The sequence below is a fragment of the Acidobacteriota bacterium genome (genome assembly GCA_016184105.1).
Lineage (GTDB): Bacteria > Acidobacteriota > Vicinamibacteria > Vicinamibacterales > 2-12-FULL-66-21 > JACPDI01.
The window spans coordinates 112,119-138,846 of sequence record JACPDI010000031.1 but is presented as its reverse complement, the minus strand read 5'-3'; the positions used below and the strand labels follow the sequence as shown (position 1 = coordinate 138,846).

The window sequence follows — 26,728 nt, the reverse complement described above, 5'->3', positions numbered from 1 at the left end:
GCTCGCCACCCTGGAGGCGCCTTCGCCCGCTGGGCGGGCTCCGGCGGCCCGGGAGGCGCCGCCCGCGCCGCCCGCGCCTGCGCCGCCCGCGGCGGAGCAGGCCGCCGCGCAGCCCACGGTGCAGACGCCGCCCGGCGCCGCGGGGGCCGGCGGCCCGGAAGGGGCGCTGCCGGTGTACGGCAACATCTCTGCGCTCTCGAAAATCTTCAACCCGGACATCGCCGCCATCGGCAACTTCATCGGCGCGACAGGCACGAACGAGGTCGAGAACCGGCCGGCGCTGTCGATGGACGAAGCGGAGTTCAGCTTCCAGGCGATCGTCGATCCGTTCGGGCGCGCCGACTTTTTCGTGAGCGCCGGGCCCGAGGAGATCGAGCTGGAGGAGGGGTATCTCACGCTGACGGCGCTACCCGGCGGGCTGCTGGCCAAGGTCGGCAAGATGAAGGCGCAGTTCGGCAGGACCAACACGCTGCACCCGCACCAGCTCCCCTTCATCGATCAGCCCCTGATGCTCCAGAACGTGCTCGGCAGCGAGGAAGGGTTGAACGACTCGGGCGTCTCCGTGTCGAAACTCCTGCTGAACCCGTGGTTCTTCCTCGAGGCGACCGGCGAGGTCTATAAAGGGGACAACGCGACCTTCCGCAGCTACACGCGCAGCGACGTCACCTGGCTGGGCCGCCTGCGCGGCTACCGGGATCTCACGGAATCCACCAACCTCGATCTCGGCACGTCTATCGCATTCGGCAGGAACGAGCTCGGCGACAACAGCCGGACCCGTCTCGTTGGCGTGGATGCCACGCTGCGGTACCGGCCGCTGCGGCGCGCGATTTACAAGCGGCTGCTCGCGCGAACGGAATTCGTGTGGAACCGCGCGTCGCTCACGCCGGACGACGGCGCGGAGCTGGCCACGACCGCGTTCGGGATGTATGCGGGCGGCGAGTACAAGTTCGCGCGGCGCTGGATCGCCGGCGCGCGCTACGACTACGCCGAGCGCGTCTTCGACCCCTCGCTGAAGGACAAGGCGGCCTCGGCGCTCCTCACGTTCTGGCCGAGCGAGTTCAGCCAGGTGCGCGGCCAGTACCGCCGCGTGAAGTATGCGGAGGGGCACACCAGCAACGAGGTGCTCTTCCAGTTCCTGTTCTCCATCGGCGCGCACGGCGCGCACATTTTCTGATGGTGACCCACATGAAGACGTTGTTCCTTGGTCCTTTCTCTTTTTTCCTTGCCTTCTTCCTCTCCGTCCAGCCCGCCTCGGCGAGGCTGAACGTGATCACGACCACCGAAGATCTCGCCGCGATCGCGCGGGAGATCGGCGGCGATCGCATCAAGGTGGAGGCGCTCGCGCGCGGCTACCAGGACCCGCATTTCGTCGAAGCGAAGCCGAGCTTCGTGATCAAGCTGCACAATGCCGACCTGCTGATCGTGGTCGGCCGCGAGCTGGAGGTGGGGTGGCTGCCGGCGCTCATCACGCAGAGCCGCAACGCGAAGCTGCAGCCGGGCGCCGCCGGACACCTGGACGCCTCGCTCAGCGCGCGCATCCTGGACATCCCGACGGGGCAGATCACGCGCGCGATGGGGGACGTCCACCCGCTGGGCAACCCCCACTACTGGTTGAGCCCGGACAACGGCCGCCGGATCGCGCAGGCGATGCGCGCGAAATTCGCGGAGCTGCAGCCCGGCGATGAGGCGTACTTCGCGCAGCGGCACGCCGACTTCGACAAGCGGCTGGCGGCCGCGCAGCAGCGATGGAACGCGCTGTTCGCCCCCTACAAGGGGATCAAGGTTGTCACCTACCACCGCTCCTGGCCCAACTTCGCCGACGCCTTCGGCATCAACGTCGTCGGCTACGTGGAGCCGAAACCCGGCATCCCGCCGTCCCCCTCGCACACGCTGGCGCTCATCCAGGAAATGAAGCGCCAGGGCATCAAGCTGATTCTGGTGGAGCCCTACTTCGACCTGCGGACGCCGAACCGTGTGGCCGCCGAGACCGGGGCCAGGGTGGTCGTGCTGCCGCCGTCGGTGGGGGGCGCAGACCCGGTGAAGACGTATTTCGACCTCTTCGAATATGATTTGACCATTCTCATCAACGCCATCAAGGAAACAGGATCCAGGTGAGCGATCTAGCCGTCACCCTGCAGTTCCTCGCGGCGCCGTTTGCCGCGAGCCTCATCCTGACAGGCATTCACGCCTACCTCGGCGTGCACGTGGTGGAGCGAGGGGTCATCTTCGTGGACCTCTCGCTCGCGCAGATTGCCGCGTTCGGCACCACCATCGCACTGCTGCTTCCGGGATCGAACGGCGATCCCCATTCGACGTTCGCGTACGTCGTGAGCGTGTCGTTCACGCTGGTCGGCGCCGCCATCTTCTCGCTCGTCCGCATGCGGCATGCGCGCATCCCCCAGGAAGCCGTGATCGGCATCGCGTACGCCGTGGCGTCGGCCGCGACCATCCTCGCGATGTCCAAATCCACGTCGCAGGCCGAGCACCTGAAGTTCATCCTCGTCGGCAACATCATCGCGGTGGGCTGGCCCGAGGTGATCAAGACCGCGATCCTCTACAGCGTGATCGGCGCGTTCCACTACGCGTGGCGCAGGCAGTTCCTGGCGATCTCGCTCGACCCCGATGCGGCGGAAGCGAACGGGCTGCGCGTGCGCTCCTGGGATTTTCTCTTTTACGCGTCGTTCGGCTTCGTCGTCACCTCGTCGGTGGCGATCGCCGGCGTGCTGCTCGTCTTCTGCTATCTGATCGTGCCGTCGGTGGCCGCCATGCTCTACGCGGATCGCGTCGGCCCGCGGCTCGCCATCGGCTGGACCATGGGGACGCTCGTGTCGGCCATCGGCGTCTACGTGTCGCTGCTCATGGATCTGCCCACGGGCGCGACAATCGTCTGCGTGTTCGGCCTCGTGCTCGTGCTGATGGGACTGGCGCGTCCGCTGCTGGGGAGTCCCGGCAGATGACATGCCGAAGCTGCGGGACCGAGATCGCCGACAAGGCGATCGTGTGCTATCGCTGCGGCGCGGCCACCACGGATCCCGTGCGCCGCCCCGCGGCGGCGCGCCCGCGGCGGCGATACCGCTCGTCGCTCGATCTCGTCGTGGCGCTCCTCCTGCTCGTGTTCTTCGCGCTGTATCTCGGAATCGCCGGCGCTGGACGGATCGAGATCCCGCGGGCGCTGGCGTGGTCGATCGCCGCCGTTGCGCTGGTCCTGCTCATCTGGCGCCGGCTACGGCGCTGAGATACACTGCGCGGCATGCCTGCGACGGCCGAGGCAAGCCTCGAGGTCATCGACGCGCACGGACGCCGGCTGGTGTCCATCGATCAGGAAACGTTTACGATCGGGCGCAAGGAGACCAATCACCTCCGGCTCTCCGGCAGCGAGGTCTCCCGCGATCACGCCGAAATTTCGCGCCAGGCCGGGCGCTTCACCGTCCGCGACAGAGGCTCCCGCTACGGAACGTTCGTCAACGGCGACCAGGTGACCGAGCGCGAGCTGGCGCATGGCGACAGGATCCGCCTCGGCCGGGCGGGCGGAGCCGAGCTGGTGTTTCTCGCCGCCGCCGCCGCCCCCTTCCAGACCGATCGCGCCACCTCGACCGCCATCGGCGACCTGCGGCAGATTGCCGCGCTGCTCGAAGGCCTCCGCGCGCTCGGTTCCGGCCGCGTCCTCGACGACGTGCTCGCGCTGGTGCTGGATTCGGCGATCGAGGTCGGCGGCGCGGAGCGCGGGTTCATCATGCTTGCCGCGCCCGATGGCGAGCTGGAGTTCAAGCTGGCCCGGGGGCGGGGCCGCCTCACGTTGCCGGGCGGCACGTTCATGACCAGCCGGAAGATTCCGGAGGAGGTCTTTCGCACGGGCGAGGCGCGCATCGTCGCCGACCTGCTCGACGGCGAGCTGGCGAACGCCCACATGGGGACGGTGGCGCTCGGCATCAGGAACGTGCTGTGCGTGCCGCTGCGGCTCGTGCGCTACATCGATCGCGCGGACCAGGCGGGCGAGGAACGCCGCATCGGCGTGCTGTATCTCGACAGCCGCGAGAAGGGATCGCTGCTGTCGAGCTCGACGCGCACCGCGCTTGAGACGCTCGCCACCGAGGCGGCCGTGGCCATCGAGAACGCGCGGCTGTACCGCGAAACGCTCGAGAAGGCGCGGCTCGAGCAGGAGATGCGGATCGCGGCGGAGATTCAACAGGCGCTGTGGCCGAGAGCGACACAGGCAGGTCCCTTCTTCCGGGCGGCGGCCGCCTCGATCCCGTGCCGGTCGATCGGCGGGGACTTCTTCGACTACATCAACCTCGGCGACTCGGCGTTCGGGTTCGCGCTCGGCGACGTGGCGGGCAAAGGCCCTCCCGCGGCGCTGCTCAGCGCGCTGATGCAGGGCATCTTCGCGGCGCAGGCGGCATCCACGCTGGGGCCGGCGGCGACCATCAGGCTGGTGAACGCCGCGCTCGTGCGGCGCGGCATCGAGTCGCGCTTCGTGACGATCTTCTACGCCACCCTCACCCGGGACGGGCGCCTCACCTACTGCAACGCGGGCCATAACCCGCCGCTGCTGGTAGGGAAGCGCGCGCTGCGCAAGCTCGAAGTCGGCGGCCCGATCGTCGGGCTCTTCGAGGCCGCGTCGTTCGACGAGGAAACGCTGATGCTGACGCCGGGCGACCGCCTGGTGATCTTCAGCGATGGCGTGTCCGAAGCGGTGAACGCGGGAGGGGAGGAGTACGGCGAGCCGCGCATCATCGATGTGCTCCAGCAGCGCCCGGACGCCGACGAGCCGTCGGACGTGCTCGAGGGGCTGCTGTCGTCCGTCCGCGAGTACGCCACCGGCGTGCCGCAGGCCGACGACATCACGGCCATGGTGCTCCGCTATGACGGGTAAGAGCCCGCAGGCATCGCGTTTGTGGCGCCCGGCATTTCGCCTGTGGCCCTGGCTTGGCGTGTGGCTCCTCGTGTCGGCGGTCGTGTGGAACGGCGTGTTCGATATTCTCGTCACCCGCGGCGTGAAGGAGTATCTGTACCGGCAGGCGGACCACGAGCTGGGACGCGGACCGCGCGTCACCATGCACGAGATCATGGACCAGACCGTGCGCGACGCGGCGGTCACCGCGTCACTGTGGGCGCTGCTCGTCGGCGGCGCCGGGGCGGTGACGGTCCTCCGCCTGTCACGGCCGCGGAGTCCCGCCGGGCACTGACATGCACCCGCTCATCTTCGACTGGAACCAGCGCGGCGAGGCGCCGGCGCACGCGCCGATGCTGGACGACGAGACGCTGCGCGACGGGCTCCAGTCCCCGTCGGTCTGCGCGCCCGCGATCGAGGACAAGATCCGCATCCTCCATCTCATGGAGGCGCTCCGGATCGACACGGCCGACATCGGGCTGCCGGGCGCCGGGCCGCACGTGGTCCGAGACGTGGAGCTGCTCGCGCGCGAGATCGCGGACGCGGGGCTCAACATCAGGCCGAACTGCGCCGCGCGGACGGTCATTGCCGACATACGGCCGATCGCGGAGATCTCGCAGCGCGTCGGCATCCCGATCGAGTGCTGCGCGTTCATCGGGTCGAGTCCCATCCGCCAGTACGCGGAGGGCTGGACGATCGACGAGCTGCAGCGGTGGACGGAGGACGCCATCACGTTCGCGGTGCGCGAAGGGCTGCCGGTCATGTACGTCACCGAGGACACGACGCGGGCGGACCCGGACAGCATCCGCAAGCTCTATTCCACGGCCCTCCGCGCCGGCGCGAGCCGCCTGTGCGTGGCGGATACCGTCGGGCATGCGACGCCGGCGGGCGCGCGCGCCGTTGTGCGGTTCATCGCGGAGGTGATCAAGGAGAGCGGGGGCGATCAGATCGGCATCGACTGGCACGGCCACCGCGACCGCGACCTGGGCGTGATCTCGACGATCGCGGCGTACGAGGCGGGCGCCACGCGGCTGCACGGAACGGCCATCGGCATCGGCGAGCGCGTGGGCAACACGCCGATGGATCTGCTGCTCGTCAACCTGGTGCTGATGGGATACCTGAACCGCGATCTCACGCCGCTGCCCGAGTATGCCCGTCTGGTGTCCGACGCCTGCCGTGTGCCGCTGCCGCCGAACTACCCGGTGCTCGGCCGGGACGCGTTTCGCACGGCGACCGGCGTCCACGCCGCGGCGGTCGTCAAGGCGTTCCGCAAGAACGACCGGGAGCTCGCCGACGCGGTCTACTCCTCGGTGCCCGCGCGGTTGATCGGGCGCGAGCAGGAGATCGAGGTCGGACCGATGTCAGGCCGATCGAACGTGATCTACTGGCTGGAAAGACGCGGCCTGCCCGCGGGCGACGAGCTGGTGGATCGCATCTTCGCCCGCGCGAAGCGGTCGGCGACGGTGCTGAGCGAGGCGGAAATCCTCGACGAAATCGGCAGTTGAGAAAAAAGGGGGACAGTCACACTTTCCTGGCCCTGCCGAGGAAAGTGTGACTGTCCCCCTTTCGCTCAGACTTCCTTCCGCTTGTCCCTCGGCACGTAATCCCGCTTCGCGCTCCCGACGTAGATCTGCCGCGGGCGCGCGATCTTCTGGTCCTGGTCCAGGATCATCTCTTCCCACTGCGCCATCCAGCCCGCCGCGCGCGGGATCGCGAAGAGCACCGGGAACATCTCGACCGGGAATTTCATCGCCTGGTAGATGAGGCCCGAGTAGAAGTCGACGTTCGGGTACAGCTTCCGGTTGACGAAGTACTCGTCCTCGAGCGCGATGCGCTCCAGCTCGAGGGCGATGTCGAGCAGCGGGTTGCGCCCCGTCACGGCGAACACGAGGTCGGCGATCTTCTTGATGATCTTGGCGCGCGGGTCGTACGACTTGTACACCCGGTGGCCGAATCCCATCAGCCGCCCTTCGCCCGCCTTCACCTTCTTGATGAATGCCGGCACGTTCGAGAGCGATCCGATCTCGTGCAGCATGCGCAGCACGGCCTCGTTCGCGCCCCCGTGCAGCGGGCCGTACAGCGCGGCGGCGGCGCCCGCCATCGACGAGTACGGATCGGCGTGCGAGCTGCCGATGCCGCGCATCGCGCTCGTGCTGCAGTTCTGCTCGTGGTCTGCGTGGAGGATGAAGAGGACGTCGAGCGCGCGCTCCAGCACGGGGTGCGACTGGTACTTCAGCTCGGTCATCTTGAACAGCATGTTCAGGAAGTTGCCCGTGTAGCTCAGGTCGTTGTCCGGGTACACGTACGGGCGACCGATGCTGTGGCGAAACGCGTAGGCCGCAATCGTCGGCACCTTGGCGACGAGCCGCACGATCTGCCGGCGGCGCGCCTCGGGGTTGAAGATCTGCTTGGCGTCCGGGTAGAAGGTCGAGAAGGCGCCCACCGTGCTCAGGAAGATCCCCATCGGGTGTGCGTCATACTGGTACGCCTCCATCAACTTCTTGATGTTCTCGTGGACCATCGTGTGGAGGGTGACCTCCTTGATCCACGCCTGCATCTGCGCCGCCGTCGGCAGCTCGCCGAAGAGGAGCAGGTACGCGGTTTCGAGGAAGTCGCTGTGTTCGGCGAGCTGCTCGATCGGGTAGCCGCGGTAGAGCAGCACCCCCTTGTCGCCGTCGATGTACGTGATCCGGCTGCGGCACGCGGCCGTGTTCTGGAAGGCGGGGTCGTAGGTCATCATGCCGAAGTCGTCGGGCTTGACCTTGATCTGCCGCAGATCCATGGCCTTGATTGTGTCGTCCTGGATCGGGATTTCGTACTGCTTGCCGGTACGGTTGTCGGTAATTGTCAGAGTATCAGGCATCGTCGTCGTCAGATTCGGGGGGCGACGTGTCGCCCGCCACGCGGTAGTCCTGTGAGAGCCAGCGGCCGAGATCCGCCATCCGGCAGCGCTGGCTGCAGAACGGCTTCCATTCGGGCGCCACCGGGCGGCGTCGGCAGTACACGCACACTTCACCCGGAGCCATCGGACCATTCTATCCCGCGGTCGGGCTGTTTATGCCTTTTCAGCGGCCTGGTGGCGGACGTCGCGTGCCGAGACCATGAAGATGACCTCCTCCGCGACATTGGTGGCGTGGTCGCCGATGCGTTCGAGGTGCCGGGAGATCAGGACCAGGTCGAGGGCGGGCTCGATGGTCGAGGGGTCCTGGAGCATGTAGGTGAGCAGCTCGCGGAAGACCTGCGTCTTGAGGGTGTCGAGGGTGTCATCGCGGCCCAGGACGTCGCGCGCGAGCGCGGGATCCCGCCGGACGAACGCGTCCAGCGAGTCGCGCAGCATGCCCTCGGCAATGCCGGCCATCCGCGGGATGTCGATGAGCGGCTTCACAGGGGGATGGGTGAGGCAGCGGCGGGCCGCCTCCGCGATGTTCACCGCGAGATCGCCGACGCGCTCGAGATCCGTATTGATCTTGAGCGCGGCCATGATCGCCCGCAAGTCGGTGGCCACCGGCTGGTAGAGGGCCAGGAGGAGGAAGCCGCGGTTGTCGATCTCGACCTGGAGGCGGTTGATCGGATCGTCGCCGGCGGCAACCTGCTCGATGACGTCCGGATCACGCTCGACGAGCGCGCGGACCACGGCGCGTACGCGCTCCTCGGCGAGGCCCGCCATTTCGAGCAGCCGCGCCTTGAACGCGTCGAACTCCTCCTGAAATCGATGTGTGTCCGGCATCAGCCGAATCGCCCCGTCACGTAATCTTCGGTCAGCTTCTCACGCGGCGCGGTGAACACGCGCCGGGTCTCGTCAACTTCCACCAGCTTGCCCAGCCAGAAGAACGCGGTGAGGTCCGACACGCGCGCCGCCTGCTGCATGTTGTGGGTGACGATCACGATCGTATAGCGCTCCTTCAACTCGTAGATCAACTCCTCGATGCGCTGGGTGGCGATCGGGTCGAGCGCGGACGCCGGCTCGTCCATCAGCAGCACCTCCGGCCGCACCGCAAGGGCGCGCGCGATGCACAACCGCTGCTGCTGGCCGCCGGAGAGCGCGGCGGCCGGGGCGTGCAGCCGGTCCTTGACTTCGTCCCACAAGGCCGCGGCGCGCAGGCTTTCCTCGACACGGCCGTGCAACTCCGCGCGGCTGCCCGCGAGCCGGTTGATCCGCAGCCCGTACGCCACGTTCTCGAACACGGATTTCGGAAACGGGTTCGACTTCTGGAACACCATGCCGACGCGCCGCCGCAGGCCCACCACGTCGATGGACGACGCGTAGATGTCCTGGCCGTCGATGCGGACCTCTCCGGTGACGCGCACGCCGGGAATCAGGTCGTTCATGCGGTTGAGCGTCCGCAGGAACGTGCTCTTGCCGCATCCCGACGGGCCGATGAACGCGGTGACCATCCGCTCCGGCACCTCGATGGCAATGTCCTGCAGCGCGCGGACCTGGCCGTAATAGAAGTTCAGGCGGGAGACCGTGATCTTCGGGCCGCGTTCGGGCGCCGGGGCGGACCGGGCCCCGGCCGGCAGCGACGAACCGGGCGCGGGGGGCGCGAAGGCTGTTGGGACGGTCACCGCCCCGACAGGGTAGCCGGCCGCGGTTGCCTCGCCGTTTCGGCCGCGTTAACTCGGTGTAAACACCGGCCGACGCGCCGTGGAGCGCGTCTATACTTTCAAGGATGTCCCCCCGCATTGGCGCGGCGCTCGTGGTTGGTTCGCTGGCGGTGCCCGCCGCAGTGGCGGCGGACACGGCGGCGCCAATCCCGCGGTTTCACCGGGTGGACGGTCGGCTCTACCGCGGCGCACAGCCGGACGCGGAGGGGTTCCGCTACCTGCGCGACCTCGGCGTGCGCACGGTCGTCAACCTGCGCGACGACGACGAGGCCAGGACGGGCGCCGAGCAGCGGATCGTCGAGTCGCTCGGGATGCGCTACATCCACCTGCCGGTCCGCGACGGGAATTTCTTCACGCGCTCGCGCACGATCCCGGGCGAAACCATCCGGTCGTTCTTCGCGGTTGTCGACGGCGCCCAGGACGGCCCGGTGTTCCTGCACTGCCGGCGTGGCGCCGATCGCACGGGCGCGCTCGTGGGCTTCTACCGCATCGCCCGCCACCGCTGGGACAACGCCCGGGCGTACGCCGAAGCGCGGGCGATCGGCATGCGGTCCTGGTATACCGGGCTGAAGAAACAGATTTATGGGTTTGCGGGAGTGCCCTGAGGCAACTCCTCCTACGTCCCCGCACCGGCGAGGAACTCTCCAACCTGCTTCCGCAGCTCCTCCTGGATCCAGTCGATCTTGCGCCGCGCGTCGATGACGCGGAAGCTGAACTCCTCCGCCATGGCGTTGTACTCGCGCAGCAGCGCGCGCTGGTACGCCCGGAAGCTGTCGTAAATGTCGTCGGCCAGCTTCAGGTCCATGCCGGATTCCCAGAAGTTCATGCCTCGCGACTGGAGCACGCGCCGGATCAGCGTCTTCTCGTCGATGCGCAGGTAGAACACCAGGTGCGGCGCGATCGCGAAACTGTACAGGTTCCGCATCCACGTGCGGTCGATGCCGCGAACGCCCGCGCGAGCCAGCGCCGTGTACAGGTAGCGATCCGTGAGGACGATGAATCCTGCCTTGAGCGCGGGAATCACCTCCTTCTCGAGGCGGTCGGCGAAGTCCGTGGCGTAGAGCAGCGTGAACGTCAGCTTGTTCAGCGTGTTGCTGGATTTCGCCAGGTCGATGGTCGGGGACATCAAGGGCGACCGCGTCCACCCGGTCTCGACGACGCCGTAGCCCTGCACCTCGAGCCACTCGCGGAGCAGCCGGATCTGCGTCGAGCGGCCGACGCCGTCGGTCCCTTCGACGGCGATGATCTTCCCCGGAAACCCCTCCACCGGAATGGGGAGGTAGGGAATCGGGTTGCCGTAGTACAAACCTGCGGGCGTCGGCGTCAACTGCGTCCTCCCTGGCCCTCGGCCGCGGCCGCTTCCACGGCCTCCTCGATCGGTTCGTCGGTGGCCGGCACGCCGAGGTACGCGGCGACGACGCGGCGGAAGACGCGCTGTTGTTCCGTGATGCTGCCGGTCGCGTCGATCACGTCGAGGCCGAATTCTTCGACCAGGCGGTCGTACTCCTCGAGCACCTTCCCCTGGAACAGCCGAAAGCTCTCGGTCGGGTTCGTGCTCCAGCCCATGTCCATGCCTGCCTCGTAGAATTTCAGCTTCACGCGCCGGGCGAGCAGGCGGTCGAGGGAGACGTCGATCGGCACACGGAAGTACACGGCCAGGTCGGGGCGCACCGCGAAGGAATACAACTCGCGCACCCACGAGCGGTCGACGTTGCGCGCCACGTCGCGCGCGAACGCCGTGTAGGCGTACCGGTCCGCGAGGACCACCATCCCCGCCTTGAGCGGCGGGATGATGCTGTAGAGCAGCCGGTCAGCGAAGTCGGTGGCGTGCAGCAGGCTGAAGGTCATCGGCGTGAGCTGGTTCTTCTTCTTCCCCGCCTTGGTGGCGGCCTTCACCAGCGCCGACGAGTTCCACTCGGTGACGAAGACGCGGTGCCCCGCGGCGCTGAGCCACTTGGCCAGCAGCCCCAGCTGCGTTGTCTTTCCCGAGCCGTCGATCCCTTCGACCACGAACAGCTTGCCCGGATACTGGTGCGGTGTTGTCAGACTGTTGGCCATCGGTTTCCCCGCCGGCCGCGGGCTCCCCCGCGGCGCTGACGACTTCGAATCGGATCGGGAGCCCGACCCATTGTTCGACCAGGCTGCCCTGGCGCTGGGCGGCCCAGAGCTCGAGCTCCGCGTCCCCCCTGGCAGACAGCCGCACGGAGACGCTCGTGTCGTCCGGCGAGATCTCCACATCGTGTATGACGCCGTTCCGCGTGCGGTCGAGCCCCTCGGCGAGCCGGACGAGCGTGGCGAGAACCCGGACGGTCCTGCGCAGCGCGCGGGGCAGCGTGCCGAACCCCTCGTGGGCGCGCTTCGGCGTGCCGCGGCGGTGATAGCGCGCGATCAGCGCGATGACCTCGATCTCCTCGGGCTCGAAGCCGCGCAGCCCGCCGTTCTTGATCAGATAGTAGGAATGGCGATGGTGGCGCTCGTAGCTGATGTGCACGCCCACGTCGTGCAGGAGCGCGCCGTACTCGAGCCACTGCCGCTCGCGCTCTCCCAGCCCGTGCCACCTCCGCGTGCGGTCGAACAGCCGCGCGGCCAGATCCGCGACGTGCCGCGAATGGTCCGCGTCGAACCGGCACCGCTGGCCGAGCTCGACGACGCTGCGCTGGCGGACGTCGGGATAGCGTTCGAGCTGGCGGATCGTCGACGTGTTGCGACGGATGAAATCGATGACCAGCCCCTCGCGCAGCGCGAAGTCGCACAGCGTAATCTCGCGCGCGCCGAGCCGGTCGAGCAGCGTGTCGAGCAGGATGCTGCCGGGCACGGCGATGTCGGCGCGCTTCGGGTCGAGCCCCGGGAGCTTCAGGCGCCGCTGCAGGTCGAGCCGGGCCAGCCGCTCGCGCACGCGGCGAATGCTCTTCGCGCTGACGCGAAAGTTCCGCAGGTCTTTGGGCGCCTCCTGCCCGGCGGCCAGCGCGCCGAGGCTGAGGATCGTGCCGGAGGTCCCGATGACGCGGTCGAAGCCGCGGTTCGCGATCTCGTCGAGGTACTTTCCCGACTGCCTGAGGATGTGGCGCGAGAGCCTGCGCTCGTCCGCGTCGGAGATCGGATCGCTCGCGACGAATCGCTCCGCGAGACGGATGACGCCCATCTTGAAACTCCGCGAGAGCATCGGTCGCGCCGAGGTGCCGAGCGTGATTTCCACGCTGCCACCGCCGATGTCGATCACCACGCCGCGCCGCCGGCCGATGTCGGTCGCATAGCCGGCCGCGAGGTGGATGAGACGCGCTTCCTCCGTGCCCGAAATCACGTGCACGCGAATGCCCACCTCGCGCTCCACACGACGGAGGAAGTCGCCGCCATTTTCCGCCTCGCGGGTCGCGCTCGTTGCGGCGGCGAGGATCTCGTCGACGCCGTGGGAATCGGCGAGGCGCCGGTACCGTGACAGCACGTCGAGCGCGTCAGCCACAGCCTGCTCCGTCAGGTGACCGCCATCCAGTCCACCCGCTCCGAGCCGGACCATTTCCTTTTCCCGGTCGATGACCTCGAAGGACAGATCGCCGTGCACCTGCACCACGATCATGTGGATGGAGTTGCTGCCGAGGTCGATGGCCGCGATGCGCATGCGATTTGCAGAGCTTCAACGCCGGTGAGTAGACTGATGGACGAGCGTCAGCCCTCGTGCCAATCAGCGGCCATCCTAGCATGCGCACCGAGCCACTCCCTGTCACAGTCGTGAAACGGCGAACGAAGGCGCTCGGCGCCGCGCTTCCCCTTGCGCTGGAAGGAGATATCGCCGCGCTGCACCGCGCAAGGGTGGCCTCCCGGCGGCTGCGCGAGCTTCTGCCCGTGCTGCGCGCACCAGGCGCAAAGCTGGGAAAGACGCGAAAGCGAGTCCGCCGGTTGACGCGACTGCTCGGCCGCGTTCGCGAGATGGACGTCGCGCTGCAGCTGCTCGACACGCTCGGCGAAGGGGTGCCGCGCCTCGCGTTGTTCGAGGCTCGTCAGCACGTGCGGAGCGGGCGCGAGGCACGACGCGAGCAGATGCTCCGCAAGCTGCACACGTTGAGTCTGAAAAAGCTCGACCGCCGGCTCGATGAGCTGGTCGCCATCGTGGGCGACGTGGATCCCGCGGCGTGGCGACGCCGCCTGGCGGCGTTGCTCACGCGGCGCGCGGCGCGCTTGCACGACGCGGCGGCCGAGGCGGGGGCGATCTACGTGCCGGAGCGGCTGCACGGCGTCCGGCTCGCGGCCAAGAAGCTGCGGTACGCGCTCGAGATCGCGGCCGAAGGCGGCGTGCGCGAGGCGGCGAGGCTCGCCGCGATCGTCCGGCGCTCGCAGATCACGCTCGGTCGCCTGCAGGATCGCCACGTGCTCGTGCGCGAGGTGCACGAGGTGGCCGGTCATGCGACAGATGATGCGGCGCGGCATGGTCTCCTGGCGATCGCCGCGCAGCTCGAGCAGTCCGCTCGCGAGCTGCACGCCGAGTTCCTGCGTCAGCGCGACGGGCTGCTCGCCGCGGGTGCGGCGGTGCGGCAGGAGGTCGTGCCGGAACTCACGCGCGCGGCACGGGCACGAAGGCAGTTGCGGGCAGGATTGAAGACACGCAGCGGGCGCGGGCGCCAGGCCTTGAAGGCCGGCGCCTGACGCGGTCGCGACCGACGCGCAGGACGCGCCGGGCTGAAGGCCCCGCGCTGACAGAGATGGCTGAGACAATAGAGCTGTACCTGATTCGACACGGGCTTGCCGCCGCGCGCGGCGACCAGTTCCCGGACGACGGTAAACGCCCCCTCACGCACAAGGGCATCGTCCGCCTGCGCCGGGAAGCGAGGGCGCTCGAGGCGCTCGGGGTGGTGTTCGATCAGGTCGTGACCAGCCCGCTCGTGCGCACGCGGCAGACGGCGGAGATTTTCGCGGACGGCGCCGGCTCGACGGCGCCGATCGCGTTGGCCGACGCGCTCGCGCCTGGGGGCACCACGGCGCAGGCCATCGAGGAACTCGGGAAGTACTCCCGGCAGAGACGAATCGCGATCGTCGGGCACGAGCCGACCATCGGCGAGCTGGCGGCCAAATTGATCGGCGCGCGTGCCGCGCTCGAGTTCAAGAAGGGTGCGATCTGCCGGATCGACGTCGAGACGCTTCCCCCTGCCCGCCCCGGGCATCTCCGGTGGTTCGCCACGCCGAAGATGCTGCGACTGCTCCGGAAGTAGCCATTAGACGAGCGCGCGGGCTCGCGGGTTTAGTGGTGTGCGGATGTGGGACGCCGCGTCACGGGGCCGCCAGGACCTCGGCGCGCACCGCGCGGCCGGTGGTCTGCGCGCGATCGGTTTCGAACATGCGCCACTCGCGCTCGCTGCCGATGCGGCGATAGAGCTCGGCCAGCGATTCCTCGCTGCGTACCTCGGGATGGTCCGCAATCTCGATCGCGTGTTGCAGTTCGTGGGCCAGACTGGCCACGACGTCGAACCGGTTCATCAGCGTCTTGATCTGGGCGCGGATGTAACGGTACCGGCCCGCGGTGCCCATGAAGTGCACGCAGCCGCGCAGACCGGAATCCGCGCGCTGGCTGGGCTCGAAGTAGACGATCACGTCCGACCGCTCGACGCGGTCAAACATCTCCGCGAAGGTTTGAGAATGCGCGCGCGTGTCGGCGATCAGTTCCGCCAGGAACGGGGTCGATGTTCGTATGTTCTGAATATTCGCAACGGTCGCAGACGCGGGGAGGGCAATCAGCGCCGTCGCGAGTGCGACGACGGGCAGCATGACTCGCGACCATGCGTAACGCGTGCCACTCCCGGCGCGAGAAGACACGCGGATATTGCGCGGAATTGCCGGAATGCCGTCAGCGGGGCAGCTGCGGATATCGACCATCCGGCACGCGCGGTGGAGCGAGGCGACGAATGCGCCGTAAACGTGCTGAATATCTCGACGCGCCGCGAAGACCCGCTGGCAGTGCCGTTGCTAAAGACGTCAACGGATCCCACGAGGTTTCCATGTCTCCACCGCTGGTGTTCGCGTTCTTACTGGCGCTGCCGCCAGCCGCCCAGGCTCCTGCCCCCGCGCCGGCGCCGGCCGCCGGCGAATGTCTTGCCTGTCACGCCGAGCCGGATCTCGCGATCACGTTTGGCGACGGGTCCAGCAAGTCGCTGCGCATCGACGGCGACACCGTTGCACAATCGGTGCACGGCGGCAAGGTGACATGCGCGGACTGCCACCCGCAGCAGCGCGACATCCCGCACGCCGGGCGGAGGTTTGCCTCGGCGCGCCAGCTCGCGACGTCGATGTCCGAGAGCTGCCAGCGCTGTCACTTCTCGGACTACCGGCGCACGCTGGACAGCGCCCACGCCGCGGCGGTCAGGCGCGGCGACCTGATGGCGCCGGTCTGCGTGGACTGCCATGGCGGCCACGACATGACGCGGCCGGACGTGCCGCGGACGAGGATCGCCGGCACGTGCGCGAAGTGCCACGAAGGGGTCGCCAAGACGTACGCGGCCAGCGTGCACGGCCGCGACGCCGCGAAGAACGTGGCGGACGTGCCCACGTGCACCGACTGCCACCGCACGCACGACATCGGCGGCCCGCGCCAGAAGGGATGGAAGACCGCGAGCCCGGACATCTGCGGCAACTGCCACGCCGATGAGGAGCGGATGCGCAAGTACGGCCTGTCGACGAACGTCCTCAAGACGTACGTCGCCGACTTCCACGGCAAGACCGCGTCGCTCCGGAAGGGGACGGACGCGGCGGACGGGCGGGCCTTCGTCGCGCTCTGCTCGGACTGCCACGGCGTGCACGACATTGCCCGCGTCGGCGACAGCACCTCGAAAGTCATCCAGGCGAACCTCGCGACGACGTGCCGGCAGTGCCACGCGAAGGCGAGCGCCAACTTCTCGCAGGCATGGCTCTCGCACTACGAGCCGAGCTGGGAGCGCACGCCGGCGGTCTACGCCGTGAAGGTCGGGTATTCGGTCTTCATTCCGTTCATCATCGGCGGGTTGATCCTGCAGATGCTGCTGCACCTGTGGCGAATGGCGGTGAATCGATGACGCGATCCCTGCAGCGCTTCAGCCGCTGGCAGCGGCTGCAGCACGTCTGCGTGATGGTCCTGTTCACGCTGCTGTGCGCGACCGGGCTGCCGCAGAAGTTCTACGAGGCGGGCTGGGCGGCGTCGCTGCTCGGGTTTTTCGGGGGCGTGGACCGCGCGCGCTGGATCCATCGCGCGTGCGGCCTGTCGTTTGCCGTCCTGATGGTGGTGCACTTCGCGGTGGAGATCTTCGCGCTGCTGCGCGGGGGCGGCTCGCTCTCGCTCGTCCCGAGCCGCCGGGACTTCCGCGACGCGATCGTCACCCTGCGGTTCTACCTGGGACTGTCGGACGAGCAGGCGCGGTTCGACCGGTTCGACTACCGGCAGAAGTTCGAGTACTGGGGCCTGGTCCTCGGGTCGGTGCTCGTCGTGAGCACCGGGCTCGTGTTGCTCTACCCGGTCGAGGTCACGCAGCACCTGCCCGGGACGCTCGTGCCGGTCGCGATGGTGGCGCACAGCAACGAGGGGCTGCTGGCGTTCCTCACCATCCTCATCTGGCACATCTACAACGCGCACCTGAACCCGGACGTGTTTCCGTTCGACACGACGATTTTCACCGGCCGCATCAGCCTCGAGCGCATGCGCCACGAGCACCCGCGGGAGCTCGAACGGATCGAAGGCGCCGAGGAGAAGCACGTGGCGTAGGCCATGCCGTACGGATGGTGGCGGCGGGCGATCGAGCGGCGGCTGGAGACCTTGTCCGCCGTCGCGCTCATCGCGTGGGTCGTGGCCGTCGGCGGCGCGTCCGCGATCGCGACCGGCCGCATCACGGCCGCACTCCAGAGCGAGCGCGCGGAAGTCGCGCAGCGAATCGCGGCGCGCGTGGAACGGGCGATCGACACGGAGTTGTCACGCCTGTACCTCGAGCCCGGGGCGGGGGCCCTGCCGCTGCCGGCGCAACTGGGCCGGACGGTGCCCGCGCTTGGCGCGCTGCTCGGCGAGTACGCCGGGGAGCCGTATTGCGTCCACCTCGTCGACGCGCAGGGGCAGGAGCTGGCCGCAAGCCAGCGCGCCCCGTCCGGCGTTGATGCGCGCACGCGGGTCAGCTCCACGGCGCGCGTCGGTCACACCGACTGGTCGATCCGCGTCGACCAGGCCCGCAGCGCGGCGCTCGAGCCGGTCTTCTGGCTCAGGCGCCTGCTCATCTGGGCGTCGATCCTCTCGTGCGCGATGACGATTCTCCTGGCGTGGGGCTTCGCGCAGAGCATCCGCCGTCCCATCCAGCGGCTCACGGCGGACGCGCAGCGCCTGGCCCGCGGCGAGCTGCGCCGGCCGATCGCCCCGGCGGGCGTGGACGAGATCGGGCAGCTCGCCCACGCGCTGGAGAAGATGCGGCTGGCGCTCGTGCACGACGAGCTGCTCGGCCGGCTGCTCAGAAAGTCGATCACCGCGCAGGAAGAGGAGCGCAAACGCCTCGCGCGGGAACTGCACGACGAGACCTCGCAGCAGCTGACCGCGCTCGGCATGCAGATCGACCTTGTCGAACGCGCCCTGCCCGGCGCGCCGCCGAACGCGTCGGCGCGGCTCGCGGATGCCCGGGCCCTGGTGGGCCGGATGATCGATGGCCTGCACCGCGTGATCTACGACCTCCGCCCCTCGATGCTCGACGATCTCGGCCTGCTGCCGGCGATCCGATGGTTCGCGGAGCGCCGCCTCGCCTCGCGCGGGATTGCCGTCCAGTTCGAGTTCCCCGACACGCCCATCGACCTCCCGCCGGAAGTGGTCACCGCCGTCTACCGGGCGGTCCAGGAAGCGTTGTCGAACATCGAGCGGCACGCGAAGGCCGAAACGGTGCTGGTCGCGTGCGACCTGTCCGTCTCGCACCTGACGATCGAGATCGAAGATGACGGCGTCGGGTTCGATCCCGGCGAGATGGACCAGCCCCGCGAGTCGGGACAGGGGCTCGGCCTGCTCGGCATGCGCGAGCGGCTGTTCCTGGTCGGCGGGTCGTGCACGATCGAATCGCAGGCGGGGCAGGGGACCAGAATTCTGGTACAAGTACCGATGACCACCGCAGAAAGCGCACAACACGCAGACATACGCCGTGATTCCGCGAGTTCTGCGGCTTCCGCGGTTGGAAGGTGACGAGAGGTGATCAAAGTCCTGATTGCCGACGATCACGCGCTGGTGCGGGACGGCGTGCGCGCGCTGCTCTCGACCGCCGACGATATCGAAGTGGTGGCGGAGGCGGGGGACGGCCGCGAAGCGACCGACCGCGCGCGCGAGACGTCCCCGGACGTCGTCCTGCTGGACATCGCGATGCCCGGACTGGGCGGCCTGGAGGCGGTGCCGCTCATCCAGCGCGAGGCGCCGCGCGCGCGCATTCTGATCCTGACCCAGTACGAGCACGCCGACTACGTGCGCCGCTTCCTGCGGCTGGGCGTCGCCGGCTACGTGCTGAAGAAAGCCGCGGGCGCGGAGCTCATCTCGGCCATCCGCGCCGCGCACCGGGGAGGCCTGGTGCTCGATCCCGCGATCGCGCGCGAGGCCCTGAAAGAACCCGATGGCGGCACCGAGCCCGCCGACGATCCCTACGAGTCACTGACCGACCGCGAGCGGCAGGTGCTGAAGCTCGTCGCGGAGGGGCGGAGCAACAAGGAGATCGCCTCGCTCCTGGACATCAGCGTCAAGACCGCGATGACGCACCGCGAGCACGTGATGCAGAAGCTCAATCTCCACAACCGCACGGACCTGACGCGCTTCGCGATCCGCCGCGGCATCATCCAGGAGACCTGACCTACGCGGCCTTCCTCTGCTCCTCCGGCGGCTTCGGCGCCGCCACCGGGGTCTTCCGGAACAGCCCGAGGGCCTTGGCCGCCACCATGCCGACCAGCAGCGCGAAGCCGATGAACGGCAGGAACACGACGAAGAGCGCGCCCATCAGCGGCGCGAGCACGAACATCAGCAGCGTGGGCACGCGCGTATACCGCGTGTCTTCGGTCCCCGGCAGCACCCCGTGCCTGCCTTCGACGTTCTCCAGGTGCCACTGCGCCTGGTTCCAGTAGAACCCGCCCTTCACCGTCTCGCCGCCTGTGTGCTTCAACATGACCGCCTCCATTGACACTACCAATGTAGGTCCCTGGAGCGCGCGGGGGTATCGGGCGGATTACCGAGATCGGGAGGGAAAGAGCCCGATCAAAGGAAAACAGTTGACGGAAGAAGTCAAAAGGCACGAAGGAAAAAGGGGGGAAGTTGAAAGTTAAGTTGGTACGCGGAATGTGCGTCTTCGACGGGCGGTCTACACCGTAGAATTCGGCCGGTTGCGTCGCGACGCATGCCGACATCCGGGATATTTCGGCTGGCATTCGCCGTGCACAGCAGCGGCGGCATGCGTTCAGAGGATCTGCGCCAGCGCACGAAGCAGTTTTCGCTGCAGGTGATCGCCCTGTGGCGGCGGTTGCCGCAGTCGGCGGAGTACCAGGACATCGGCGACCAGCTCCGGCGTGCGGCCGACGGCGTGGCCTCCAACTATCGCGCAGCGCGGTGCGGGCGTTCTTGCGATGAATTCACTGCGAAGCTCGGGACGGTTCGCGAAGAAGCCGACGAGTGCCAGCACTGGCTTGAAGTCCTGGCCGACATCGGCCTGCAAGATGATTCGCTGGAGTGGCTGCGCAGGGAATCGTCGGAGCTGGTGGCGATCTTCGTCGCCTCACTCAAGACGGCGAATAGGAGAAGACGGAAGAAAGGAAAATAGTAAAACGTGAAGCGAGAAGGGCACGAACTTTAAGCCTAAAAGCGGTAAAAGCAGGTTGGGCGCGCGAGCCCCAATTTAACTTCCCACCCTTGAACTTCTTCCTTCGTGCCTTTTTCAATTCCACTTTTACTATTTCAAATTTGAGGCACCCGATCGTGAGGACATCAGTTCGGGATATTACGAATGGTTATCGGGATCAGATCGCGGCGCGCGCCCGCGGGCGGCGGATGCCGGCCGTTTCGAGGTCCAGCCCGGCCCGTGTCAGCACCTCGATCGGGATGGTGCGGACGCGGTCGATGACGGCCCGATCGGCGACGATCGCCTCATCGCCGGCGACGAGGGCGAGCGCGTTCGCGACAACGGCGGCAAAGGGGCTCGAGGCGTTGCGCCGGTAGAACACCAGCTTTCCCTGCTTGTCCTCGAGCACGAGCCCGCTGCGCCGCAGCTCGTTGAGGTGACCCGAGACCGTGGAGGGGGCGAGCTGGAGGACGGACGTCATCTGGCACACGCAGAGCGTGCGCCCCTGCAGCATCGCGAGGATCCGCAGGCGCGCCGGGTGCCCAAGCGCCTTGGCCGCGTCAATCAGGTGGCGCGCGGTGACCGGCGGCTTGCTGTGTGGGGACACCACGAAATAGTAACACGCGTGTCGTGCATGCACGATCGGGAGCCTACCGGGCGGCGGTCACAGCCGCGTCACGCGACCGTTAAATCGGCGTGAAATGACTCAGAGGCCGCGCTGCATCCGCTCGAGCCGCGCGGTCGTTATCCGCGCCAGCAGCGCGCAGACCAACACCATCGACACCAGGACAAGGGCCCCCGCCCAGGCCTGGCGGTGCCAGTCCTCGTACGGCGAAATCGCGTAGGTGAAGACCTGCACGGTGAGCGAGGAGATTGGCTGGCCGAGGTCCGTGGACCAGAACCGGTTGTTGAACGCGGTGAAGAGCAGCGGGGCGGTTTCCCCGGCGATGCGCGCGAGCGCCAGCAGAATGCCGGTGAGGATCCCGGGCAGCGCGGCCGGCAGCACCACCGTGAAGACCGCCCGCGCGCGCGTCGCACCCAGCGCGAGCGCCCCCTCGCGCAGCGCGGAGGGCACGAGCTTCAACAGCTCCTCGGTGGTGCGCGTGATGATGGGGATCATCATGATGCCCAGCGCGGCGCCTCCCGCGAGAGCGCTGAACTGCTTGAAGGGCAGCACGAACACCGCGTACGCGAACACGCCGATCACGATCGACGGCACGCCGTTGAGCGTGTCGGCCGCAAACCGGACGAGGGACGCGAAACGCGAGCCGCCGTACTCGGAGATGTAGATGCCGCTCAGGACCCCGATCGGGATCGCGAATGCCGCACCGAGGCCCGTCAGGATCACGGTGCCCGCGATCGCGTTCGCCATGCCGCCGCCGGTCTCACCGACCGGCTTCGGCATCTGCGTGAAGAACGCGAGGTTGAGCGACGAGACGCCCTGGCTGACGACGAAGTAGAGGACCGCCGCCAGCGGCAGCAGCGCGGTGGCCACCGACAGGGCGCACAGGCCGACGGCGATGGCGGATGTCACCTTGCGGCGCCGCACGTTACGCTCCTCCCGGCACGACCGCCGCCGGCGCGGGCTGCGCGTGGCGGCGCGCGCTGCCGCTGACGACCCAGATCAGCCCGCGGGACAGGAGGTTCACGACGAGGGTGATGGCGAAGAGGACGAGCCCGATCTCCACGAGCGCGTGGAGGTAGATCTCCTCGGTCGCCTCGGTGAACTCGTTGGCCAGCACGGCGGCCATCGTGTATTGCGGCGCGAACAGCGACCAGCTCACCTGCGGGTTGTTGCCGATGACCATCGTGACGGCCATCGTCTCCCCCAGCGCGCGGCCGAAGCCGAGCATCACCGCGCCGATGACCCCGGTCCGCCCGAAGAACAGCGCCGCGCGGATCGCTTCCCACCGCGTCGCGCCAAGGGCGTAGGCGGCCTCGCGCTGCGCGCGCGGGACGGCGCGCAGCACCTCGCGCGCGACCGACGACGTGAACGGGATGACCATGATGGCGAGCACGAGCGCCGCCGCGAGCATCCCGACCCCGAGCGGCGGTCCCTGGAACAGCGGAAAGCCCTTCATCCACTCCGGCACCGCGGTCTCCGCCTGCCGCACGATCGGCACGAGCACGAAGATGCCCCACAGCCCGTAGACGATGGACGGGATCGCGGCGAGCAGCTCGGTGAGGAACACCAGCGGCCGCTGCAGCCAGGCGGGGGAGAGCTCGGAGATGAAGACGGCCACGCCAAGCGCGATCGGCGTCGAGATCAGCATCGCGAGCGCGGAGGAGTACAGCGTGCCCCAGATGAACGGGAACGCGCCGAACTCGCCCAGCACGGGGTCCCACGTCTCGCTGGCCCAGAAGCTCCAGCCGAATTTCTCGATCGACAGGTACGACTCGCGATAGAGCTGGACGCCGATGCCGAGCACGATGGCGACGAGCAGCAGCCCGAAGCCGCCGGTGAGGAAGAGGAGCGTCCAATCGTCGCGCTGTCTCATCGCAGATCTCCCAGGCTCCCACGCCTCAGCCCCGAGCCCCGCTACAGTCTCACCTTGGCGAGCTGTGCCAGCTCCAGTTTCACCACGCTCTCCGGCAGCGGCGCGTAGCCGAGCTGCGCGGCGAACTTCTGGCCCTCCGTGAGCGCCCACTTCATGAAGTCCACCATCACCTTCGCCTGCGCCTTGTTCTTCGGGTTCTCGTAGAGCAGCAGCCAGGTGAAGGACGCGACGGGGTAGGCGGCCTCGCCGGGCGCGTTCGTGATCGACACGCGGAAGTCGGCGGGCATCTTCGACACCGCGGCGGCCGCGGCCGCCGTGGTGGTCTCGATCGACGCGCGCACGAATTTGCCCGCGGCGTTCTGCACGGAGCCGTAATCGATCTTGTTCTGGAGCGCGTAGATCAGCTCGACGTAGCCGATGGAGTTCGGCGACTGCCGCACGAGCCCCGCGACTCCCTCGTTCCCCTTGCCCCCGACGCCGGCCGGCCACCTGACCGACGTGTTGACGCCGACCTTCTGCTTCCATTCGGCGGAGACCTTGGCCAGGTAATCGACCCAGATGTAGGTCGTGCCGGAGCCGTCGGACCGGTGCACGACGGTGATGTCGCTGGCGGGCAGCTTGACCCCCGCGTTCAGCTTCGCGATGGCGGGATCGTTCCACCTGGTGATCTTCCCGAGGAAGATGTCGGCGAGCACCGGGCCGGTGAACTTCAGCTCGTCGTCCACCCCCTGGATGTTGTAGACGGGTACGACCGCGCCGAGCACGGTGGGGAAGTGGAAGATCTTGCCGGGCGCCGCGCGCAGCTGATCGCTGGTCATCGGCCCGTCGGTCGCCCCGAAAAAGACCGTCTCCTGCGTGATCTGGCGGATGCCGCCGCCCGATCCGATCGACTGGTAGTTGATTTGGACGTTCGGACGGACCTTGTTGTACTCGGCGAACCACTTCGAGTAGATCGGATATGGGAACGTCGCGCCCGCGCCGTTGATCTGGACCGCCTGCGCGGCAAGGCCCACGGTCGCGGCCGCGGTCAGGAGTGTCAGCACTTTCTTCATGATTCGGTATCGATCCTTCCCTCAGAAGTTAAGCAGCATGTGGAGCGCCACGCGCTGTTCCTTCGGGCGCGCCGGCGCGTAGTTCCTGTAGTCCACCTTCTCGAAGTCGAGCAGGAACGCGGCCTGGGCGCCGGAGATCGGCAGCCAGTACGCGACGCCCGCCATCGCGCGGTTCTTCCGGTCGTCGTCGCCGGTGTTCGGCTCGAGGCGGTCAAATCGGAGCAGCCCCTCCCAGCCCTTGGTGGTGCGCGGCGTCGCCCAGATGGAGAAGCCGCGACCGTCGATCCGAGCCGACGCCGGCAGCGCCTGGTCGGAGGTGGCGAGATAGATGAACCCGGTGTTGACGAACCTGTGCTCGAAGGTGAGGTCCCCAAGGGCGCGGCGGCGACGCCCGTCCTTCACCGCCGCGTCGGCGTCGTAGAACCCGCTCACGCGCAGGCCGCGCAGGGTTCGCGCCCTGGGCATCGGGCGAAACGTGGCGCGAACCATGAACGCCTTCTGATCGTTCGCCTCGAGCTTCGAGAACGTCTCGCCGTTGTAGATCCCCGCGTGCACGTCGCCGTAGTTGTTCTTGAACTGCGTGCGGAACGAGACGCCGGAGTCCGACGAACTGAGGAAACCCTCGCGGTCGGCGAACACGGTGCCCTGGAAGCGGTACCGGTACACCCCTTCCTGGTAATCGATCATCGGCGTCTGCTGCATCCCGATGCGCACCCAGCTCCCGCCCGTCAGCCAGTCGTCCAGGTTGACCTGCGCGTACGCGTACTTGAGACGGAACGTCAGGCTGCCGTTCAGCGAGCTGCCCGTGCCGGTCTCCTGCCGGATGTCCGGCGTGATCCGGAACGACAGCCGATGATGGACCTGGCCCGTCACGTTGATGTAGGTCCGGCCGACCTGGAACGCGTTGAAGTTGACGTTGCGGCCTGCAGCGTCCTTCACGTCCGGCGACTGCTGCAGCGTGTAGTCCAGGAAAATCGTCGTCCCGACCCGGATCGACGGGGTGTCGTCCGGCGGGGTGTAGCCCTGGGCAGGGGTCACCTGCGCGAGGGCGGGCGCTGGAGCGAGCAGCGCGGCGACAAAAAGGGTGGCGGCACGAGTCCGTCCTGTCTTTCTTGCGGTCGTCATGAGCTTGAAACGTACGACGACAGGATGACCGAGACGTTACGTGACGGTTACGGGCGCGTTAAATCCATCCGGCCGCCGCCGGGCGCGCGCCGGCGTGTAACGTCCGTGTAACGACTTGGGATAGGATCTACGGTTGCCTGAGGAGGTTGAGTGGCCAGATTCAGCTTGATCCCGCGCGAGGAGCGGTTCTTTGACGATTTCGAGACGATGGCGCGTGAAATCACCCGTGGTGCCGCGATGCTCGAAGAGATGCTGGCGCCGGAGCATCCGGTGTGGGACAAGGCCGACGAGATCAAGGAAGTCGAGCACAAGTGCGACTTCCTCACGCACGAGGTCATCCAGCGGCTGAACCGCACGTTCATCACGCCGCTGGACCGGGAAGACATCCACTCTCTCGCCCGCAGCCTGGACGATGTCATGGACGCCATCGACGCGTCGGCGGGCGTCATCCGGCTCTATCAGATCGCCAGGGTGCGGCCGGGCGCGCGGGAGCTGGCGCGGATCATCGCGCAGTCGACCGACCAGATCGTCAAGGCCATGCCAGCGCTCGATCGCCGCAAGGGCATCCACGAGCACGCCGTGGAAATCAACCGCCTGGAGAACGAGGCGGACCGCGCCCACCAGCTGGCGTTGAAGCAGCTGTTCGCCGACGAGCACGACGCGATTGCCATCATCAAGTGGAAGGAGATCCTCGACTTCCTCGAGGCCGCAACCGACCGCTGCGAGGACGTCGCCAACGTCCTCGAGAGCGTCGTCGTGAAGCACGGCTGACGGGGACGCGATGGAGATCAGCATCGGGCTCCTCGTCGTGCTCGTCCTCATCCTGGGCGCGGAGTTCGTCAACGGGTGGACGGACGCGCCAAACGCGATTGCCACGGTCGTCTCGACGCGGTCGCTCTCGCCGATCCAGGCGATCCTGATGGCGGCCGTCCTGAACCTGGTCGGCGTGCTGTCGGGCACCGCCGTCGCGGCGACCATCGGCAAGGACATCATCGATCCCAGCATCGTCGATCTGACGACGGTGGGCGGAGCGATGGTGGGCATCATTATCTGGTCCACGGTCGCCGCCTACTGGGGCATCCCCACCAGCGAGAGCCACGCGCTCGTCGCGGGACTGGCAGGGGCCGGACTGGCCACGGCCGGACCGGACGCCCTCGTGCTCTCCGGATGGACGAAGGTGGGCTACGGGCTGTTGTTCTCGACCTTCCTCGGCTTCGGGGGAGGGCTGCTGATGATGACGGCGGTGTACCGCCTGTTCCGGCGCGCGACGCCGGGGCCGACCAAGCGCATCTTCCGCTGGATGCAGGTCCTGTCGTCCGGGTTCATGGCGTTCAGCCACGGCTCGAACGACGGCCAGAAGTTCATGGGAGCGTTCACGCTGGCGCTGGTGCTGGGAGGGCAGCTCGGGACGTTCGCCGTCCCCAAGTGGGTGATCTTCCTCTGCGCCGGCACGATGGCGCTCGGCACGATCACCGGCGGCTGGCGCATCATGCGGACGCTCGGCATGAAGATCACCAAGCTCGAAACGCACCAGGGGTTTGCCGCGGAAATGGCGGCGGCGAGCACCATCGAGCTGGCCTCGCGGCTGGGCATTCCCCTGAGCACGACGCACACCATTTCGACGGCGATCATGGGCGTGGGAGCCACGCGCGGCGTCTCGGCGGTACGCTGGGGAGTGACGCGCGAGCTGGTGACGGCGTGGATTCTGACCTTCCCGATCTGCGCGGGGATCAGCTGGGGCGTCGTGAAGGCGATGCGCGCGCTGTTTTAATC

31 protein-coding genes are annotated in these 26,728 nt (G+C 68.0%); 17 read left to right on the top strand and 14 right to left on the bottom strand.

Annotated elements, in window-relative coordinates; all coding sequences use genetic code 11:
• The 7 genes from HYU53_12115 to HYU53_12085 form a co-directional block, all read left to right on the top strand.
• Positions 1-1,174 (top strand): hypothetical protein (locus tag HYU53_12115; protein ID MBI2221938.1); only part of this gene is annotated, 1,174 nt, incomplete at its 5' end.
• An 11-nt stretch (positions 1,175-1,185) separates the two neighbouring features.
• Positions 1,186-2,115, top strand: coding sequence for a zinc ABC transporter substrate-binding protein (locus HYU53_12110; GenBank protein MBI2221937.1), 930 nt, complete (start codon positions 1,186-1,188; stop codon positions 2,113-2,115).
• Positions 2,112-2,957, top strand: coding sequence for a metal ABC transporter permease (locus HYU53_12105; GenBank protein MBI2221936.1), 846 nt, complete (start codon positions 2,112-2,114; stop codon positions 2,955-2,957). Before HYU53_12110 ends, HYU53_12105 begins: the two co-directional genes overlap by 4 nt.
• Positions 2,954-3,235: a hypothetical protein gene (locus HYU53_12100; GenBank protein MBI2221935.1), complete on the top strand. Its 282-nt coding sequence runs from the start codon at positions 2,954-2,956 to the stop codon at positions 3,233-3,235. The genes HYU53_12105 and HYU53_12100 overlap by 4 nt, the downstream gene beginning before the upstream one ends.
• A gap of 15 nt (positions 3,236-3,250) precedes the next feature.
• Positions 3,251-4,873 carry a SpoIIE family protein phosphatase gene (locus HYU53_12095; protein ID MBI2221934.1) on the top strand — a complete coding sequence of 541 codons (1,623 nt, stop codon included), beginning with the start codon at positions 3,251-3,253 and terminating at the stop codon, positions 4,871-4,873.
• A complete protein-coding gene (locus HYU53_12090; protein MBI2221933.1) occupies positions 4,863-5,186 on the top strand; it encodes a hypothetical protein in 324 nt (107 codons plus the stop codon). The genes HYU53_12095 and HYU53_12090 overlap by 11 nt, the downstream gene beginning before the upstream one ends.
• Before the next feature lies 1 nt (position 5,187).
• Positions 5,188-6,396 carry a 2-isopropylmalate synthase gene (locus HYU53_12085; GenBank protein MBI2221932.1) on the top strand — a complete coding sequence of 403 codons (1,209 nt, stop codon included), beginning with the start codon at positions 5,188-5,190 and terminating at the stop codon, positions 6,394-6,396.
• Between the two features lie 65 nt (positions 6,397-6,461).
• Here the strand turns inward: HYU53_12085 and HYU53_12080 are convergent, their stop codons facing one another.
• The 4 genes from HYU53_12080 to HYU53_12065 are packed head-to-tail and all read right to left on the bottom strand — an operon-like array spanning position 6,462 to position 9,412.
• Positions 6,462-7,754 (bottom strand): citrate synthase, encoded by a 1,293-nt coding sequence (locus HYU53_12080; protein ID MBI2221931.1) that lies wholly within the window; start codon positions 7,752-7,754, stop codon positions 6,462-6,464.
• A complete protein-coding gene (yacG, locus tag HYU53_12075; GenBank protein ID MBI2221930.1) occupies positions 7,747-7,917 on the bottom strand; it encodes a DNA gyrase inhibitor YacG in 171 nt (56 codons plus the stop codon). The genes HYU53_12080 and yacG overlap by 8 nt, the downstream gene beginning before the upstream one ends.
• Positions 7,918-7,946: 29 nt before the next feature.
• Positions 7,947-8,618, bottom strand: coding sequence for a phosphate signaling complex protein PhoU (phoU, locus tag HYU53_12070; GenBank protein ID MBI2221929.1), 672 nt, complete (start codon positions 8,616-8,618; stop codon positions 7,947-7,949).
• Positions 8,618-9,412, bottom strand: coding sequence for a phosphate ABC transporter ATP-binding protein (locus HYU53_12065; protein MBI2221928.1), 795 nt, complete (start codon positions 9,410-9,412; stop codon positions 8,618-8,620). The genes phoU and HYU53_12065 overlap by 1 nt, the downstream gene beginning before the upstream one ends.
• Positions 9,413-9,561: 149 nt before the next feature.
• On the opposite strand from HYU53_12065, the gene HYU53_12060 reads away from it, so the two are divergent.
• On the top strand, positions 9,562-10,101 hold the full coding sequence (locus HYU53_12060) for a protein tyrosine phosphatase family protein (protein MBI2221927.1): 540 nt from the start codon (positions 9,562-9,564) through the stop codon (positions 10,099-10,101).
• Positions 10,102-10,112: 11 nt separating this feature from the next.
• Here the strand turns inward: HYU53_12060 and HYU53_12055 are convergent, their stop codons facing one another.
• Genes HYU53_12055 through HYU53_12045 form a run of 3 tightly spaced genes read right to left on the bottom strand, consistent with a single transcriptional unit; the run spans position 10,113 to position 13,112 of the window.
• On the bottom strand, positions 10,113-10,823 hold the full coding sequence (locus HYU53_12055) for a thymidylate kinase (GenBank protein MBI2221926.1): 711 nt from the start codon (positions 10,821-10,823) through the stop codon (positions 10,113-10,115).
• Positions 10,820-11,392, bottom strand: a complete 573-nt coding sequence (locus HYU53_12050) for a thymidylate kinase (protein MBI2221925.1) — start codon at positions 11,390-11,392, stop codon at positions 10,820-10,822. The genes HYU53_12055 and HYU53_12050 overlap by 4 nt, the downstream gene beginning before the upstream one ends.
• Positions 11,307-13,112: a Ppx/GppA family phosphatase gene (locus HYU53_12045; protein MBI2221924.1), complete on the bottom strand. Its 1,806-nt coding sequence runs from the start codon at positions 13,110-13,112 to the stop codon at positions 11,307-11,309. Before HYU53_12045 ends, HYU53_12050 begins: the two co-directional genes overlap by 86 nt.
• 110 nt (positions 13,113-13,222) lie before the next feature.
• On the opposite strand from HYU53_12045, the gene HYU53_12040 reads away from it, so the two are divergent.
• Both HYU53_12040 and sixA read left to right on the top strand, forming a co-directional pair.
• Entirely contained in the window at positions 13,223-14,134 is a 912-nt protein-coding gene (locus tag HYU53_12040) for a CHAD domain-containing protein (protein MBI2221923.1), read from the top strand.
• A 56-nt stretch (positions 14,135-14,190) separates the two neighbouring features.
• The gene (gene sixA, locus HYU53_12035; GenBank protein MBI2221922.1) at positions 14,191-14,697 is read left to right on the top strand and encodes a phosphohistidine phosphatase SixA; all 507 of its coding nucleotides are present in this window, start codon (positions 14,191-14,193) and stop codon (positions 14,695-14,697) included.
• A gap of 58 nt (positions 14,698-14,755) precedes the next feature.
• Here the strand turns inward: sixA and HYU53_12030 are convergent, their stop codons facing one another.
• The gene (locus HYU53_12030; protein ID MBI2221921.1) at positions 14,756-15,250 is read right to left on the bottom strand and encodes a hypothetical protein; all 495 of its coding nucleotides are present in this window, start codon (positions 15,248-15,250) and stop codon (positions 14,756-14,758) included.
• 230 nt (positions 15,251-15,480) lie between these two features.
• Between HYU53_12030 and HYU53_12025 the strand changes: the two genes are divergently transcribed.
• From HYU53_12025 to HYU53_12010, 4 genes are read left to right on the top strand one after another with little or no spacing between them, the layout of a single operon-like run.
• Complete coding sequence (locus HYU53_12025; protein MBI2221920.1) at positions 15,481-16,530, top strand: cytochrome c3 family protein; 1,050 nt, start codon at positions 15,481-15,483, stop codon at positions 16,528-16,530.
• Complete coding sequence (locus HYU53_12020) at positions 16,527-17,213, top strand: cytochrome b/b6 domain-containing protein (GenBank protein ID MBI2221919.1); 687 nt, start codon at positions 16,527-16,529, stop codon at positions 17,211-17,213. The genes HYU53_12025 and HYU53_12020 overlap by 4 nt, the downstream gene beginning before the upstream one ends.
• Before the next feature lie 3 nt (positions 17,214-17,216).
• On the top strand, positions 17,217-18,653 hold the full coding sequence (locus HYU53_12015) for a HAMP domain-containing protein (protein MBI2221918.1): 1,437 nt from the start codon (positions 17,217-17,219) through the stop codon (positions 18,651-18,653).
• A 6-nt stretch (positions 18,654-18,659) separates the two neighbouring features.
• A complete protein-coding gene (locus HYU53_12010; GenBank protein MBI2221917.1) occupies positions 18,660-19,304 on the top strand; it encodes a response regulator transcription factor in 645 nt (214 codons plus the stop codon).
• Between the two features lies 1 nt (position 19,305).
• On the opposite strand, the gene HYU53_12005 is transcribed toward HYU53_12010, so the two are convergent.
• Positions 19,306-19,614 (bottom strand): hypothetical protein, encoded by a 309-nt coding sequence (locus HYU53_12005; protein ID MBI2221916.1) that lies wholly within the window; start codon positions 19,612-19,614, stop codon positions 19,306-19,308.
• A gap of 282 nt (positions 19,615-19,896) precedes the next feature.
• Here HYU53_12005 and HYU53_12000 point away from each other — a divergent pair, with 282 nt between their 5' ends.
• Entirely contained in the window at positions 19,897-20,262 is a 366-nt protein-coding gene (locus HYU53_12000) for a four helix bundle protein (GenBank protein ID MBI2221915.1), read from the top strand.
• A 196-nt stretch (positions 20,263-20,458) separates the two neighbouring features.
• Here HYU53_12000 and HYU53_11995 read toward each other — a convergent pair whose 3' ends face one another.
• The 5 genes from HYU53_11995 to HYU53_11975 form a co-directional block, all read right to left on the bottom strand.
• Positions 20,459-20,887: a winged helix-turn-helix transcriptional regulator gene (locus tag HYU53_11995; protein MBI2221914.1), complete on the bottom strand. Its 429-nt coding sequence runs from the start codon at positions 20,885-20,887 to the stop codon at positions 20,459-20,461.
• Positions 20,888-20,986: 99 nt separating this feature from the next.
• Positions 20,987-21,829: a phosphate ABC transporter permease PstA gene (pstA, locus tag HYU53_11990; protein MBI2221913.1), complete on the bottom strand. Its 843-nt coding sequence runs from the start codon at positions 21,827-21,829 to the stop codon at positions 20,987-20,989.
• A 1-nt stretch (position 21,830) separates the two neighbouring features.
• Positions 21,831-22,778 carry a phosphate ABC transporter permease subunit PstC gene (gene pstC / locus HYU53_11985; protein MBI2221912.1) on the bottom strand — a complete coding sequence of 316 codons (948 nt, stop codon included), beginning with the start codon at positions 22,776-22,778 and terminating at the stop codon, positions 21,831-21,833.
• A gap of 41 nt (positions 22,779-22,819) precedes the next feature.
• Complete coding sequence (gene pstS / locus HYU53_11980) at positions 22,820-23,830, bottom strand: phosphate ABC transporter substrate-binding protein PstS (protein MBI2221911.1); 1,011 nt, start codon at positions 23,828-23,830, stop codon at positions 22,820-22,822.
• Between the two features lie 21 nt (positions 23,831-23,851).
• Entirely contained in the window at positions 23,852-24,955 is a 1,104-nt protein-coding gene (locus tag HYU53_11975; GenBank protein MBI2221910.1) for a hypothetical protein, read from the bottom strand.
• A 150-nt stretch (positions 24,956-25,105) separates the two neighbouring features.
• On the opposite strand from HYU53_11975, the gene HYU53_11970 reads away from it, so the two are divergent.
• Both HYU53_11970 and HYU53_11965 read left to right on the top strand, forming a co-directional pair.
• The gene (locus tag HYU53_11970) at positions 25,106-25,726 is read left to right on the top strand and encodes a DUF47 domain-containing protein (GenBank protein ID MBI2221909.1); all 621 of its coding nucleotides are present in this window, start codon (positions 25,106-25,108) and stop codon (positions 25,724-25,726) included.
• A gap of 10 nt (positions 25,727-25,736) precedes the next feature.
• A complete protein-coding gene (locus HYU53_11965; GenBank protein ID MBI2221908.1) occupies positions 25,737-26,726 on the top strand; it encodes an inorganic phosphate transporter in 990 nt (329 codons plus the stop codon).
• Positions 26,727-26,728 lie beyond the last annotated feature (2 nt).

Excerpts from the sequence above, each read along its gene's own strand:
- HYU53_12110 (MBI2221937.1), top strand. The coding sequence starts at position 1,186 with ATGAAGACGTTGTTCCTTGGTCCTTTCTCTTTTTTCCTTGCCTTCTTC.
- HYU53_12100 (MBI2221935.1), top strand. The coding sequence starts at position 2,954 with ATGACATGCCGAAGCTGCGGGACCGAGATCGCCGACAAGGCGATCGTG.
- HYU53_12095 (MBI2221934.1), top strand. The coding sequence starts at position 3,251 with ATGCCTGCGACGGCCGAGGCAAGCCTCGAGGTCATCGACGCGCACGGA.
- HYU53_12090 (MBI2221933.1), top strand. The coding sequence starts at position 4,863 with ATGACGGGTAAGAGCCCGCAGGCATCGCGTTTGTGGCGCCCGGCATTT.
- HYU53_12085 (MBI2221932.1), top strand. The coding sequence starts at position 5,188 with ATGCACCCGCTCATCTTCGACTGGAACCAGCGCGGCGAGGCGCCGGCG.
- HYU53_12080 (MBI2221931.1), bottom strand. The coding sequence starts at position 7,754 with ATGCCTGATACTCTGACAATTACCGACAACCGTACCGGCAAGCAGTAC.
- yacG (MBI2221930.1), bottom strand. The coding sequence starts at position 7,917 with ATGGCTCCGGGTGAAGTGTGCGTGTACTGCCGACGCCGCCCGGTGGCG.
- phoU (MBI2221929.1), bottom strand. The coding sequence starts at position 8,618 with ATGCCGGACACACATCGATTTCAGGAGGAGTTCGACGCGTTCAAGGCG.
- HYU53_12060 (MBI2221927.1), top strand. The coding sequence starts at position 9,562 with ATGTCCCCCCGCATTGGCGCGGCGCTCGTGGTTGGTTCGCTGGCGGTG.
- HYU53_12045 (MBI2221924.1), bottom strand. The coding sequence starts at position 13,112 with ATGCGCATCGCGGCCATCGACCTCGGCAGCAACTCCATCCACATGATC.
- sixA (MBI2221922.1), top strand. The coding sequence starts at position 14,191 with ATGGCTGAGACAATAGAGCTGTACCTGATTCGACACGGGCTTGCCGCC.
- HYU53_12030 (MBI2221921.1), bottom strand. The coding sequence starts at position 15,250 with ATGCTGCCCGTCGTCGCACTCGCGACGGCGCTGATTGCCCTCCCCGCG.
- HYU53_12025 (MBI2221920.1), top strand. The coding sequence starts at position 15,481 with ATGTCTCCACCGCTGGTGTTCGCGTTCTTACTGGCGCTGCCGCCAGCC.
- HYU53_12020 (MBI2221919.1), top strand. The coding sequence starts at position 16,527 with ATGACGCGATCCCTGCAGCGCTTCAGCCGCTGGCAGCGGCTGCAGCAC.
- HYU53_12015 (MBI2221918.1), top strand. The coding sequence starts at position 17,217 with ATGCCGTACGGATGGTGGCGGCGGGCGATCGAGCGGCGGCTGGAGACC.
- HYU53_12005 (MBI2221916.1), bottom strand. The coding sequence starts at position 19,614 with ATGTTGAAGCACACAGGCGGCGAGACGGTGAAGGGCGGGTTCTACTGG.
- HYU53_12000 (MBI2221915.1), top strand. The coding sequence starts at position 19,897 with ATGCGTTCAGAGGATCTGCGCCAGCGCACGAAGCAGTTTTCGCTGCAG.
- pstC (MBI2221912.1), bottom strand. The coding sequence starts at position 22,778 with ATGAGACAGCGCGACGATTGGACGCTCCTCTTCCTCACCGGCGGCTTC.
- pstS (MBI2221911.1), bottom strand. The coding sequence starts at position 23,830 with ATGAAGAAAGTGCTGACACTCCTGACCGCGGCCGCGACCGTGGGCCTT.
- HYU53_11975 (MBI2221910.1), bottom strand. The coding sequence starts at position 24,955 with ATGACGACCGCAAGAAAGACAGGACGGACTCGTGCCGCCACCCTTTTT.
- HYU53_11965 (MBI2221908.1), top strand. The coding sequence starts at position 25,737 with ATGGAGATCAGCATCGGGCTCCTCGTCGTGCTCGTCCTCATCCTGGGC.